The organism is Clostridium psychrophilum (genome assembly GCF_018861705.1).
GTDB lineage: Bacteria > Bacillota > Clostridia > Clostridiales > Clostridiaceae > Clostridium_AD > Clostridium_AD psychrophilum.
This window is the reverse complement of sequence record NZ_JAHLEC010000084.1, coordinates 1-14,799: the sequence shown is the minus strand read 5'-3', so window position 1 is coordinate 14,799 and position 14,799 is coordinate 1. Positions and strand designations below refer to the sequence as shown.

Genomic DNA, 14,799 nt, shown 5'->3' with positions numbered 1-14,799 from the left:
CTCCTGAAGATCTATTCGAAGCACAATTAGATATAATTTATGCAGCATAAGTAAATTCAACGATTTAAGTCATAAATACAAATTGGTTCAACTTGTTATTGCAATTGATCAATTTTTTATTTATATGAAAATTAAATATAATTACATTACTTCGTTTGGCTGATTTTATCTACCCAAGCAAATAAATCAGTTAAGTCATAATCTCCAGAATGACCTATTCCCCAAGGTTCTGCGTAGTCAACATTATATCCACTATTTTGTAGTTTCGTAGCTAGAATCAGTGGTATAGCAGGGGAGGTATTATTGTCAATGGAACCATAACGAATTCTCCAGTATTTAGAAGTATCAGTTCCTTTTGTACCTATATAATTCATTGGGTTCATTTGTTTAATAATTTTTGAGTCAGCCATAGAAGCGCCACTCTTTGTATTATTAGTCATGCTGAATTTAGTAAAATGCTGAGAATCTTTTGTTGTAGTACCGAACTCATTAGTCTCAGGCGAAGTTAAAGCTACATCGTCAAAAGCAGGGGCAGCCTTTCCTCTGCCAATATATTTCATATATTGATCATAGTCTATATCTGTTACTTTTTTATTTTTTATTGTTATCCAAGTTAATTTAGATAAATCGGTACCACTGTTTAGAGCCTTTTGTGCTGATGCAATAACAAAAGATTTGTAGTAATCTTTAAATGTACCAGTTCCATTTGCAGCTAGAGTTAAAGAAGTTCCAGTTGTAGATTTAAGTCCAAGGCTATTTACATATGAAGGAAATGATGTTTTAAGCTCATTAGAAAGCTTAATTTGATTTGCTGTCAGTTTAGCTGTAGTCGTAGGCATTTTCCCCATTTTAGGTTTAGTTCCCTTAACTTTAGGCTTAGTACCAGACGTTGGAGTTGCCATTGATGCATAAGTACTTAGACCATTGAAAGACCATTCATAGGCAGCATCAGCATTATCTAAATTTGTTATTGGACAGTAAGATGCTACGGCAAAGATACTAGTACTTGCATCAGCTGCGCCAATAGCTTTTAAATAAGGTTCATAATCAGAATTATTTCCGGTAGCACCAAGCAATGCTGACATTGCACCACCAGCACTGGTACCGTCAGATATAATTTTATTAGCATCACCAGACATAATCGCATCATTATGGTGGATGTAAGCCACAGCAGCTTTTAAGTCTACAACTGCAGCAGGAGCTTTGCCCGTTGTTGTAGTACGACCACGAGCACCAGGGGAGACTACTACATAGCCTTTTGATAAGGCAACAGCATATGATTGTGTACCAGCACCCATACCAGCAGCCATATTTGTAGTAGCAGTAGTCACACTACTCCCTATATTACCTGGAGTTCCAGGCATATAACCGCCAATTGTGTTTGGTAAGAAGATTGGAGCTGTTTTAGTATTGTAATTACCAATGGATTTACCTTTAAAGTACGCCTCAGGTACATATACATTCATGATTTCATATTTAGTGTCTACTGGTTTCGTCACATAGACTATTTTTTCATATGAACGATATTTAATAGCTTTGTTGTCTACTGTTACTGTTTTTAAAGTATATTTGGCTGTTTTGAAGTCAATACTGTATGTTTTTGAAGTTGATACAGTACTTTGTTTACTAGTATTACTTTGCTTAGTTGTACTCTGACATCCTGCCAATACGCTTATGGTCATTAACATCATAGTAATGGCAATAATTTTTTTCGATTTCATTATATTATCTCCTTTTTAATTAAAATTCAAAAACTATTCTAAGTTTTAATTTTTAAATTTTCTTAATATATGATTTATATTAAAGTATAAAACTTTGGTATACTTTTTATGAATAGTAAAATCCCCATATATTATTTCTTAGTACTTTAATAGTATACATAATGAACCTTGAAATAAGATTGATATTAACTTGATAATTGCTTAAAGTATTAAGAAATTACAAAAAAAGATTATCCAATGATAATTGAAAATTATTATTGGATAATCATCTAAATTGCTTTTAATATTACACTAAATTTACTTCCACAATTAATTTCACTTTCAACTTCAATTTTTCCACCATATTCATCGACTATTGATTTGATAATTGATAATCCTAGTCCAAAATTTCCAGATTTCCTTGAACGATGTGTTTCAACCCTATAAAATCTATAAAAGATTTTATCTAATTTATTTTTGGAAATTCCTATACCGTTGTCTGAAACTATTATAACTGCACACTTAATATTATCAATTAATTTGCGTCTTAATATGATAGTTAACTCTCCCTTTTCTTCATCTGTATGCTGCGCAGCATTGTTTATTAAATTAATAATAATCTGTTTAATTTGATCTGAATTTGAATTTACCCATATATCTTCCTTCGCATAAATTTTAAGGGTTCTTAATCCAACTATAAAGTTCAGCTCATCTTTCAGTTCTATTATTATGTCTTTAATATTTTCAGGCTTTTTTTCTATATAAATTTTATTATCTAATCTTGTTAATAATAACATTTTGTTTACTAATCTAGTCATTCTTTTACTTTCTCTAACTATAGTATCTAAAGCAAGTGCTTTATCATTTTCATCTTGTGCAGCCCCCATTTTTAGTATTTCAGCAAATCCTTGAATAGACGTAAGAGGTGTTCTTAGCTCATGTTCTGCATCTAAAACAAACTTTTTCATTTTTCTAGCAATATTTTTTTCATTTTCAAATGAAGTTTCAATTCGTTTAAGCATACAATTAAATTCTGTAACTAATCCCTGAATTTCAGTTTGATTTATTAACATCTCTATTCTTGTATTAAGTTTTTCTTCATTTATTTTCTTCATAGCAAAAGTAATTCTTTCTAATGGTGTTAATGAAAATGAGATAAAACTCCTAAGTATTACTACCATTATTGCAAATAAGATTATTGATATAATAAAACACCATTTTAATTGCATAATAATAAGGTTATCTATACTTTTCATAGAAGTACTAAATTGGATAAGACTATAGCTTTTATTTAAAGATCCAAGCTTACAAACTAGAACCATATATTTTGTACCTAAAATATTGTTGACTATAATATTTTTGTCTAAACCACCCTTTGTTTTTAACAATTCTTTATATTTGTAAGTTGACAATTTAGGCAAAGGTTCATTCTTATTAAACTCTGGAATTTCAGTCAGAAGTAAATGTTTTAAATAATTGGTTTTACCTTTACTTTTAGAATCAACCATAACATTACCATTTTGATCAATTATTGAAATTCCAACATCCATATCAATGGATGCATCAATCAAACCTTGAGCATTAGCTCTTAACGCTATCTCATTATTGGTATCTTTCAATTTATAAATATAAATATTATGTAAACGAGATTCTAACAATTGAATTTTACTTTCATAAAGATTTTTTTTCAAAAAATAGTATTGCGAAATATCTAATAAAACAATTAAAATAATTATTCCACAAAAAATACCTAATAATAATTGCTTTTTTAAGCTATTATTAAATTTTATCTTTACCATTAAATCACAACCTTATATCCAACGCCTCGAATAGTACGTATAATATCATGAGATTCTTTGCCAATTTTACTTCGTATATAACTAATATATACCTCTACAATATTATATTCACATTCATATTCATAACCCCAAACATTTTCTAAAATGCTGTCTTTACTTACTGTAATATTTTTATTCTTAAAAAGGTAAACTAGCAAATTATATTCGGTTGAAGACAATTCCAATAATCTGTTTTTATACATAATTTCATGTGTTATATTATTTATAGTAAAACATCCTATTTGGACCATATTTTTAAGCGTTTTATGATCACTTCTTAGTCTCGCATTTATTCTTGATAGTAATTCTCTAAAATCAAAGGGTTTTACCATGTAGTCATCGGCTCCAATATCTAACCCCCTTATTTTATCTTCAATATCTCCCTTAGCGGTTAGCATAATAACTGATGCTTCCATATTTTTCTTGATTTCCTTGCAAACTTTGAATCCATCAATCTCCGGTAGCATTAAATCAAGAATTACTATATGTGGATTCATTTTCATAGCAATCGAAATGGCTTCAAATCCATCTGATGCGCATTCTACAATAAATCCTTTAGCTTTTAGACCCATCTTAATAAAATTTGAAATATCATCTTCATCATCAACAACCAGAACTTTAACCTGATTATATAAAATATCATTCATTGAAAATCCCTCCCTACGTTTAGGCTTATTTAAGTTTATCATTAAATTTCATTATTTTAAGAGCAAAAAATAGTAGCATCCACCTTTGGACGATGGCTACTATTTTTTTCATTTATTTATTCAGTTTTTCTATTTGGCTATGTTAGATAATACTTAGGATAAAAGAATATGAAATTGGTTTGCCGTAAAGAGACAATCCAATTTCATATTCTTTATTATTAAAGTATCGTAAGCTTTTATAGAGTTATTTAAAACCAATATCAATATTGTCGCACTCATTAAGAATTACAGCCTGTGCTACAATTACATCCTGACCATTGAATGTACAAGTTGGAGATTCATATAATTTATAACCTTCATCAAGTAATTCAGAAATTCTCTTGCAAAAACTTGCATCATCTTTCCCAGTAATTAAGCGATATTTAAGTTTATTTTCCATAGATTATTTTTAGTGAAAAAGTGTACGATAAGTACCTAAATTCACTAAATATACACTTCCTTTCCTATTTTGAATTTTTATATGAGTACAATTAATTCTATTTGTTTTATATGTCGACTTAGATTTTATTTACAATTTTTATTATACTCCTTATTATGGAATGACGACAATTTTTGATTAATAAACCAACATTTACTGAAAAAATGACAGTTGAAGAATTCAAAATGCATTATTGGTATAAGAGTGAATTACAAGAGCTATGTAGAAAATATAAAATATCATCCAATTGAATTTAAAATTTTTTAAAAAATAAAAAACATTGAGTCCTCAATATATATACAAGAGAACCCAATATTTTCATTTACACTTTGCTAATATTTCTTCCATAGTTTTAAATTCCTTGTTTACAGAATCATCTGGTTTTTCAGTTATAACACTAACAACTATAACTGCTATAAGAGATAGTGTAAATCCTGGAACCATTTCATATATATAAGTAGATAATTCAAAAATAATCCATACAATGACCGTTAGTCCGCCCACGACCATACCTGATAAAGCACCCCATTTAGTCATTCTCTTCCAATAAAGACTTAGTAAAAGAACAGGTCCAAATGAAGAACCAAAACCGGCCCACGCATGACCAACTATATTAAGAATAGTTTTGTTTGGTAAGTATGCAAAGAATGTGGCAATAGCGGCAACTAAAAGTACAGATATTTTTCCTATTTCCATTTGCTGCTTGCCTGATGCTTCTTTGTTTAAGAAAGTTAAATAAAAGTCCCTTGTTATAGAACTTGAACAAACTAATAGTTGAGAAGAAATAGTACTCATAATAGCTGCTAGAACGGCTGCTAATATAATACCTGTAATAAATGGATTAAATAAAATGTCTCCAAGACGAAGGAAAACTGTTTCTGGATCATTAAGTGGAATATTATTTTGTGTAAAGTATACAAGTCCTATAAGTCCACTAGCTACAGCACCTAAAAGACCTATAGACATCCAAGTAATTCCTATTCTTCTTGCTGATTTTAATTCTCCTGCAGATTTAATTGCCATAAAGCGGACAATAATATGTGGTTGTCCGAAGTACCCAAGCCCCCATGCTAAAAATCCAACAATAGTTGCAAGACTGGTTCCTCTAAACATATCCAATAAAGCTGGGTCAATAGCTTTTAGTTTATGAACAAATGTACCAGCATCTACTCCTATATTCATATATGCTACAACTGGCACTACAATTAGCACAACAAACATTAGGGAACCTTGTAAAAAGTCTGTAAGACTTACGGCTAAAAACCCCCCAAAATATGTATATAGTACAACTACGGATAATGTAACAACTACGCCAGTTGTATATGTAGAGTTAAATATACTTTCAAATAATTTTCCTCCTGCTACAATTCCAGATGAAACATATAGCACAAAGAACACAAGTATTATTATCCCAGATACAAGTCTAAGCATATTAGATTTATCTTTAAATCGGTTTTCTAAATAATCTGGAACAGTTAATGAATCATTTGAAACCTCTGTATAAATTCTAAATCTTGGGGCGAGTAGGAGATAATTAAAGTAAGCTCCTATTGTTAACCCTATTCCAATCCAAATGCTAGATATACCTGTTACATAAACAGCACCGGGAAGTCCCATTAGCATCCATCCGCTCATATCACTTGCACCAGCAGATAGCGCTGTTACCATAGGGCCAAGACCTCTTCCACCTATCATGTAGTCTGCAACATCGTTTGTTTTTCTGTAAGAGTAGTAGCCTATTGAAAGTAAAATAAGTATATATATTCCAATAGCTGCAACTGAGCCTATTTCCATATCAAATCTCCTTTTAACACTATAATGTAATTTTTATTAATAATACCATGTTTTTTTATAAATTAGCAACCTCAGGTGCAGACTTTTTTGGAGAATTCTATGTGGGACATTAACAAATTGAGGACACAATTATGAGCACTTTTCATCATTTTAAAAATAAATTGGTTGCCGCAGAAATGCCGGTTTAAAAGAAAGAAGGCAAACATTGACTAATGTAACAGTAAGTTAGGAGATGAGATTACGATTTATAAGGGGTGTTAAGCATTCAGTTAAATTTAACTAAGTAATTATGATTTTAGATATATTAGATTTTCTTAGTATTGTTTAAGGTGGGAAAAACTAATACCGTAATATTCTGAAAAAGAATGGTAAGGTATTTTTTGTTTTAAACCCCATAAAAGTAATTTAAATTCAAACAGTCCAACCGACTTTTGAAAATAGTAATATTGCATACATAATTTTAAACTTTATTAAATTAATTAATACGAATAAATGTAGATATAGTTTTAATACGAGGATATATAAGCAATGACAGCATTTTATAGAAAACAATTCATATAACACCAACCAATTAAATTAATTGATTATTAATACAATTGAATTTATTTTAAATAAAACTTGCATTTACCATAAATTAGTACTACAATAAAACTTAAATTACAGAGAGAAATAGTAAATAGTTTCTAGAGCTTTTTACTTCATTTCAAAATGTTCTTAGAGTTTAGTATTTATAACAATAGGCATTAGCAGAGAAAAATCTCAAAAAATAATATTGTTTAAAAGCGAAAGGGGAAAATGGGTTAGAGGATACACAACAGGAAATTAAGATGACTTTAATTATTAATTATCATTAATAGAAAATAGTTAGTGATATTTTCAGTCAAATCGAATTTGAAAATAATAATATATTAGGAGGAAAAAATCATGGCAAAATCAGGTTTGAAAAAGGATAACTTAACTATTATTGAAACAATTGCTTTATCAATTGCAGTTATTGCACCAACGGCAGCAATGTCATTAAATATTTCTATAATGGCTAAAACTTCTGGGTTCTCATCACCACTTGTATTTTTGTTTTCAACTGTTGTAGTAGGCCTTGTAGCGTATTCGATTATAGAATTTAATAAACATATTGCTTCGTCAGGTTCATTATATACATTTACCAAAGCTTCTTTAGGTAAAAAGATGGGTTTCACATCAGGATGGGCTCTTTTACTAGCTTATATTACTCTTGGTGCAGGTTGTTTGGCTGGCTTTGGAAACTTCTTTGGTAGTTTCCTAGCTATTTTGGGATTAAATATTAATTGGCTTATAATTTCATTAGTAGTCATTATACCTACTATTTTACTTGGCACTGTTGATGCAAAAATATGCAATAGAATAATGCTCGCATTTGAAAGTATATCAATTTTCCTAATATTAATACTTGCTGTAGTTATATTATTTAAAGTTGGCAGCACAAAAGGCTTTAGTTTAATGCCTTTTAAAACTAATGGAGTTAGTATGTCAGCATTAGCAAGTACTTCTGTGTTTTGTTTCTTATCTTTCATAGGTTTTGAGAGTGCTTCAAGCCTTGGAGAAGAAACAAAAAATCCTAAGAAGTTTATTCCAATAGCAATAATAAGTGCAGTATTTATAACGGGATTATTTTACTTACTATCAAGCTATTCACAAGTTATAGGTTTTGGATTAGATGCAACTAGTCTTAAAGCATTAACTTCATCTAGTTTACCAGTTGCAGATTTAGCAGATAAATACATGTCAAAAGGTTATGCAACAGTTTTAATTTTATCAGCTTCACTTTCATTTTTCTCTTGTGCTTTGGGATCTGCTACAGCAGGTGCAAGAATGTTATTCACGATGAGTAGAGAAGGCTTAATGCCAAAAAGCTTATCAAAAGTACATCCTAAGTTCAATACACCACAGATTGCACTTATAACTGTAACTGCAATAATGGTAGCTATAATAACACCTTTATTTCATAAAGATGCTATAGAAGTATTTGGATATTATGGAACAATAGGTTCATTAGCAATATTAATTTCTTATATATTTACAAGTGTAGGTTCTATAGTGTACTTTACTAAAAAGAAAATTTGGGGTGCTGGACATCTTGTAATACCAGTTTTAGCAATAATAGCTTTATTCTATGTTTTGTATGCTAATATAGCTTCTGCTACTGAATTTCCGTTTAATATTTTCCCATATGTAGTAATAGGATGGATTGCAGTAGGGTTTGTTATTAGTAGCATATTTGGTGAAAATGTTACTAATGAAGAAGTAGAAAAAACTATTGAAGACGAAATAGTTAATGGATTAAAAATTGAAAGTTGATGATTGAAGAAGTATGCCGCAGATGTGGAAGTAAGAGGTCTTGGAGCAATGATGGGACTAGAACTGGTAAAAGATAAGTTACAAAAGGGCCAGCGGCAGATCTTGCAAAGAAAATAATGAAACATTGTATTAACCATGGAGTCTTATTTTAAAATGCAGGAATACTTGGAAATGTAATGAGATTCATTTAAAAAATTTATATAGATTAAGGAGATTATTATGAATTTAATAGAAAAAGGGTTAACTGCAGAGGACGTAAAGGCATTAGTAAAAAAATATATGATTGATACATCCGAACGTTTTGATTTCGTTTGCGAACGTGCAAAAGGTATGTATCTTTACGATGATAAAGGGGAAGGCTATTTAGATTTCTACGGTGGTATTGCGGTAAACAGTGCAGGGAACTGTAACGAAAAGGTTGTTGCCGCTATAAAAGAACAAGTTGAAGATGTAATGCATACTTTCAACTATCCATATACTATTCCTCAAGCACTTTTAGCACAAAAAATCTGTGAAACCATTGGTATGGATAAAATATTCTATCAAAATACTGGAACAGAAGCTAACGAAGCCATGATTAAAATGGCTAGAAAATATGGCGTAGATAAATATGGTGAAAACAAATATCATATTATAACAGCAAAAAATAGCTTCCATGGGAGAACATATGGTTCATTAACTGCCACAGGGCAAACTGATAACGCGTGCCAAATTGGATTTAAGCCAATGCTAACTGGATTCTCATATGCTGATTTTAATGATCTTGAATCTTTTAAGAAATTAGTAACGAAAGATACTATTGCAATTATGATTGAACCAATTCAAGGTGAAGGTGGAGTTATTCCAGCTACTGAAAAATTTATGAAGGGTATTAGAGCTCTTTGTGATGAGAAAGGTATTTTGCTTTTATTAGATGAAGTTCAAACAGGCTGGTGCAGAACTGGTGATGTTATGGCTTACATGAATTATAATGTAAAACCAGATATCGTTTCTATGGCAAAAGCTATGGGCGGCGGGATGCCAATTGCAGCTATTTGTGCGACTATTGAAGTGTCTAAGGCTTTTACTATGGGATCTCATGGTACAACTTTTGGTGGTAATGCTGTATGCTGTGCAGCTTCACTTGCTCAAATTAACGAACTGTTAGACAATCATTTAGCAGAAAATGCTAAAAAAGTTGGCGACTATTTCATGAAGAAATTAAGTACACTTCCACACATAAAAGATGTTCGTGGTAAAGGGTTGCTTATAGGTGTTGAATTTGATGCACCTGTGGGTAAAGAAATAAAACATGGTTGTATTGATAGAAAATTGCTAGTTACTTTAATTGGGACTACCATAATTCGTATGACACCACCTCTTATTGCGCTTAAAGAGGATTGTGATAAGGCATATGAAATATTAAAAGCATCTGTAGAAGAGTCATATAAATAAAAATGTTATGAGCTGTCTTATAATAGAAAGTACTTTCTATAATAAGACAGCCTCTTCTTTAGCAAGTATAAAAATATTATATGAAAATATGTAGCAATATGAGCAATGTAGCATACTTTATAGTGATTAACAAATCTTCTAAATTTAAGGGGTGCTTAAATAAATGGGTATTACAAATTCTTATGAATGTTCAGGTTGTGGTAATCACTGCAAAGATAAACCTGATAGACCTGATAGATCACTAGCTACAATAGAAACCTCATATCCAGGTTTACAGAATATAGTTTCAAATAGTCCAATACTTTTAGGCTCAATAGTTGATGGAACCAAAATAGGCAGAGGTATACAACTAATCGAAAATAGTTTAATTTTTAGTGTACCAGGGCTATATTTAGTAACGTATAGCACATCTGCAGTATGGACTACGCTTCCTTATGGAACCAATGAGGCCATAATTCAATTAAAACTCAATAAAAAGCTATTAGATGGTTCAGAAACTAGAGTTCAAGTGTTAACACCAGAGCCTGTGGAAAACCAAAAATTAAATTTAGCTAAGACAGTTCTTGTTCCAGTAACTATTAGAAACGCATCTTTAACTTTAATAAGTACAAGCTTACAAGTTATGGGATTCATAGATACAACAGTAACTGTTGTAAAAGTAGGATAATAGAAAGTTAATGTAAAGGAACCGATATTTTAAATAACGGTTCCTTTTTTATTAAGTTTCATAAACGATACATATGTGCCACTAAATCAAATCATATATGAGGTAGTCTATAAATCAGATGGTTTAATAGCTAAGCTATAGTTCTATAGCCATACGGATAATTTTTAACTTATTTGTAAAGTACTCTTTATTTAAAGTACCTGGATTAATTAATAGACGAAAATAAAGGGATGAATAAATTAAATCCAGTACAGATTCTTTATCAATGTTTGGATTAATTTCTTTTCTAGAAATACCTCTTTCCAATATTAAAAGTGCATTTGTTCTAGTTGGTACAAAGTAATGATACATATACATCTCCTTTGCTTTTTCATCAGAGTTGCTATTAACAACGATCTCTAAAGTAGACCTACCTAAAGGGCTATTAAATATTTCTGATATATTCATAACTTGAGATAAAATATCACTAAAAGTGTTATCAGTATCTGGATATTGCGTTTTACTTTTTATTTCACAAATGAATATATCCATTATTAAAATATCTTTATTGGCCCACCATCTGTATATAGTAGACTTACTAACTCCAGAAATTTTGGATATTTCATCAATGGTGACACTATTATAATTTTTTTCACAAAGTAGTTTTTTTGTACAGTTAAAAATTGATTTTTTTGCACTTGAACTTCTTGGTCTTCCCATATATTTAGATCCCTCCTAATGAATTTTAAAAAATGACAAACCATATATTAATATGTCAATTAACAGACAAAACCAGACAAAACCATAACTATAGTTGCATAATATATTAGAAAATTGGTTTTATTGACAATATAATATAAAATTGTTATAATAATTGCTAAACGGTTCGTATCGTATTAATTCAATCTCTAGTATAACATAAGAATAACTTAATAACGTTAGGACAGGTCTATAAATAAAACTAGAAAGAAGGAAAAATATATGATTGCAGATAAATTAATTTATAAGAAATTACTTAAAAATCTATTTTCTGATTCTTTTGATATTAAATTTTGGGATGGGGAAGTAAAAAAGTATGGTGAAGGGGAGAGCAAATTTGAAATCATTTTAAATGAGCCTATTGCTAAGGCAGATATTATTAATGATCCTTCTATGGCTTTTGGTGAAGCTTATATGACTAAAAAATTAGAGATACAAGGAAATCTGCGTAAGGTTATAGAATCCTTATATAATAATAAGGACAGTTTTTTAAGTAATAGTAGTAAGTATGAAAATTTAATTAAGAAGATGGTTCATAATGTTAAAAACAATAAGAATAATATTAAGCATCATTATGATATAGGAAATGATTTTTACAGATTGTGGTTAGATGATACAATGACTTATTCTTGTGGATATTTTAAGTCTCCTAATGATTCTCTAAGTACAGCTCAAAGAAATAAGGTAGAATATATCTTGAAAAAGTTATGCCTAAGTGAAGGAGATACATTGCTTGATATAGGCTGTGGATGGGGTGAGTTAATCATTGCTGCTGCAAAAGAGTATAAAGTAAAGGCTATGGGAATAACTTTAAGTTCTGAACAGTTTGAAAAGGTTAATGAGAGAATAAAACTTGAGGGGTTAAGTGATCTTGTTGAAGTTCAGCTTTTAGATTATAGAGAGCTTAAAAACAGAAAATTTGATAGGGTAGTTAGTGTAGGAATGTTAGAACATGTAGGTAAAGATAATATTAAAGATTATTTCGCAACTGTAAATACTTTATTAAATGAAAAAGGTTTATCTTTAGTTCATTGCATAGCAGGTATAAATGAAGGCGGAACAAATACTTGGATAGATAAGTATATTTTCCCAGGTGGATATCTACCAGTTCTCAAAGATTTGATAAATAATATTACAGATCAAAAATTTGAAGTCATCGATTTAGAAAGTCTAAGAATGCATTATGGAAGAACGCTCGAACACTGGGCAGTAAATTTTGAAAATGCATTGCCAGAAATAAGTAAAACGAAGGATGAGACTTTTATAAGAATGTGGAGATTATATTTAAATGCTTCTGCAGCATCCTTTAATTGTGGGAATATAACTGTTTACGAAATTTTATTTACTAAAAATGCAAATAACGATATATCATGGACTAGAGAATATATGTATAAATGATTTTTAACAACATTTATTGTAATTCAATAAATTTAGTTAGAATTAACATGGTATTAAATATATTATCAAATTAAATAGATTAGAGGTCTTTATAAATGAAAAAAGGATATTGGTTTATCATTTTAGCTGCGGTTCTTTTCAGTACTATGGAAATAGCTTTAAAGATGGTTTCCAATCAATTTAATCCAATACAAGTAACTTTCCTAAGATTTTTTATAGGATCTATCATATTATTACCGATAGCTATAAAAAATATAAAAATTAAAAAAATCACCCTTAATAAAAATGATATTAAATTTTTCCTTCTTACAGGATTTATTTGTGTTGTTGTAAGCATGACATTTTATCAACTTTCCATTTTATACTGCAAGGCATCTTTAGTTGCTGTTCTTTTTAGTTGCAACCCAGTATTTGTGGTTACTTTTGCCTTCTTTTTAATGGGCGAAAGTTTATATAAGCATACTATTGCTTCAATGGTGTTAAGTATAATTGGTATGGTATGGATATTAAATCCTTTTAAAATGACACTTAGTTTACAAGGAATGATATTTATTCTTATATCGACTATAACATTTGCTTTATATAGTGTAATAAGCTATAAAAAATGTGAAAAATTCGGAGGGGTAGCGGTAAGTTGTTTTACTTTTTTAATAGGTAGTATAGAAATGTTAATCCTTATTCTTATTACAAAAATAAGCGTTGTATCTGAATTTTTTTCTACTAATGGATTAAAAGAATTCTCAAATATTCCAATTTTTCATGGTATAACATTATATAATATGCCTATATTAGCTTATATTTGTATTTTTGTAACGGGATTAGGATATACATTTTACATTTTAGCAATGGAAGAAACTTCAGCTGCTACAGCCTCAATTGTATTCTATATTAAACCTGCATTAGCACCAGTTTTAGCTTTAATAATTTTAAAAGAAGCTATTTCACTAAACACAATAATAGGTATTGTCTTTATTCTTATAGGTTCAATTATAAATTTTAGAGGAAGTAACAAGTTGTTAAAAGAAGCAACTAAAAAGTTAGAAGAAATAGCATAACGTGATTATGAAAGGATGTGTTAATATGAAAAAAATAAAAATTTTAGTGCCATTAGATAGTACCCAGAGGAGCATGCACTCTCTTAATTGGTTAAAAAAGGTTTTTAGCAAAGATGTTATTTCTATTACAATAATGAATGTAATGGAAATGGTTATAACTAACAATACCGTAGATCCAATTCAAAATGAATTTGACAATTTAGGAGAACAAAGTAAACTGTACTTAGATAAAGCAATAAAAGAACTAGATGGTTATGAAGTTGAAAAATTTACTTCTTGGGGATATGCAGGAGATGAAATATTAAAAAAAACCCAAAAAGATAGCTATGACATAGTAATAATGACAAAGTCTAGTAAAAAAGGATTATATAGATTAATTGGTTCTGTAACAAGTAAGGTTGTTAGAAATGCTCAAGTAGCAGTAATAGTTATTCCTGATTAGTATTTACTAGAATAAAAAACAAAACCTTAATATTTATAATATAAATGCATGCCCATTTTGGTATAACACACTCTGCTTCAACAATAATTTTATAACTATGATTAATAGATTGAGCGGAGGTGAAATATGTTTAATAAATGTAATTTTATCAATATAAATAATGACTTGTTGTAAAATGAAGTTGAACCAATAAAAATCCATAGCGGATTAATTCTGTGTTATGCTTTAATCGTCACAACTAAAACACACAGGAGGATAATCACTATGGAATACC

At 29.7% G+C, this 14,799-nt stretch carries 12 protein-coding genes; 6 read left to right on the top strand and 6 right to left on the bottom strand.

Going from position 1 to position 14,799, the window contains the following annotated elements; translation table 11 throughout:
• Positions 1–146: 146 nt before the first annotated feature.
• The 5 genes from KPL38_RS14405 to putP form a co-directional block, all read right to left on the bottom strand.
• A complete protein-coding gene (locus tag KPL38_RS14405; RefSeq protein WP_246577981.1) occupies positions 147–1,721 on the bottom strand; it encodes a subtype B tannase in 1,575 nt (524 codons plus the stop codon).
• Between the two features lie 269 nt (positions 1,722–1,990).
• Positions 1,991–3,499 (bottom strand): sensor histidine kinase, encoded by a 1,509-nt coding sequence (locus KPL38_RS14400; protein ID WP_216289841.1) that lies wholly within the window; start codon positions 3,497–3,499, stop codon positions 1,991–1,993.
• Positions 3,499–4,185 (bottom strand): response regulator transcription factor, encoded by a 687-nt coding sequence (locus tag KPL38_RS14395; protein WP_216289840.1) that lies wholly within the window; start codon positions 4,183–4,185, stop codon positions 3,499–3,501. The genes KPL38_RS14400 and KPL38_RS14395 overlap by 1 nt, the downstream gene beginning before the upstream one ends.
• A gap of 244 nt (positions 4,186–4,429) precedes the next feature.
• Positions 4,430–4,624: a DUF1737 domain-containing protein gene (locus KPL38_RS14390; protein WP_216289839.1), complete on the bottom strand. Its 195-nt coding sequence runs from the start codon at positions 4,622–4,624 to the stop codon at positions 4,430–4,432.
• Between the two features lie 357 nt (positions 4,625–4,981).
• Entirely contained in the window at positions 4,982–6,457 is a 1,476-nt protein-coding gene (putP, locus tag KPL38_RS14385; protein WP_216289838.1) for a sodium/proline symporter PutP, read from the bottom strand.
• A 924-nt stretch (positions 6,458–7,381) separates the two neighbouring features.
• On the opposite strand from putP, the gene KPL38_RS14380 reads away from it, so the two are divergent.
• The 3 genes from KPL38_RS14380 (at position 7,382) to KPL38_RS14370 (ending at position 10,892) form a co-directional block, all read left to right on the top strand.
• Complete coding sequence (locus tag KPL38_RS14380) at positions 7,382–8,791, top strand: APC family permease (RefSeq protein WP_216289837.1); 1,410 nt, start codon at positions 7,382–7,384, stop codon at positions 8,789–8,791.
• Positions 8,792–9,010: 219 nt separating this feature from the next.
• Positions 9,011–10,225 carry an aspartate aminotransferase family protein gene (locus tag KPL38_RS14375; RefSeq protein ID WP_216289836.1) on the top strand — a complete coding sequence of 405 codons (1,215 nt, stop codon included), beginning with the start codon at positions 9,011–9,013 and terminating at the stop codon, positions 10,223–10,225.
• A gap of 163 nt (positions 10,226–10,388) precedes the next feature.
• Complete coding sequence (locus KPL38_RS14370; RefSeq protein ID WP_216289835.1) at positions 10,389–10,892, top strand: cytochrome P450 family protein; 504 nt, start codon at positions 10,389–10,391, stop codon at positions 10,890–10,892.
• A gap of 135 nt (positions 10,893–11,027) precedes the next feature.
• On the opposite strand, the gene KPL38_RS14365 is transcribed toward KPL38_RS14370, so the two are convergent.
• Positions 11,028–11,591, bottom strand: a complete 564-nt coding sequence (locus KPL38_RS14365) for a TetR/AcrR family transcriptional regulator (protein WP_216289834.1) — start codon at positions 11,589–11,591, stop codon at positions 11,028–11,030.
• Positions 11,592–11,852: 261 nt separating this feature from the next.
• Here KPL38_RS14365 and KPL38_RS14360 point away from each other — a divergent pair, with 261 nt between their 5' ends.
• The 3 genes from KPL38_RS14360 to KPL38_RS14350 all read left to right on the top strand — a co-directional run bounded on the left by KPL38_RS14360 (position 11,853) and on the right by KPL38_RS14350 (position 14,525).
• Positions 11,853–13,028, top strand: a complete 1,176-nt coding sequence (locus tag KPL38_RS14360) for an SAM-dependent methyltransferase (RefSeq protein WP_246577980.1) — start codon at positions 11,853–11,855, stop codon at positions 13,026–13,028.
• Between the two features lie 95 nt (positions 13,029–13,123).
• On the top strand, positions 13,124–14,083 hold the full coding sequence (locus tag KPL38_RS14355) for a DMT family transporter (RefSeq protein WP_216289833.1): 960 nt from the start codon (positions 13,124–13,126) through the stop codon (positions 14,081–14,083).
• Positions 14,084–14,108: 25 nt separating this feature from the next.
• Entirely contained in the window at positions 14,109–14,525 is a 417-nt protein-coding gene (locus KPL38_RS14350; RefSeq protein ID WP_216289832.1) for a universal stress protein, read from the top strand.
• The last annotated feature ends 274 nt before the right edge of the window (positions 14,526–14,799 follow it).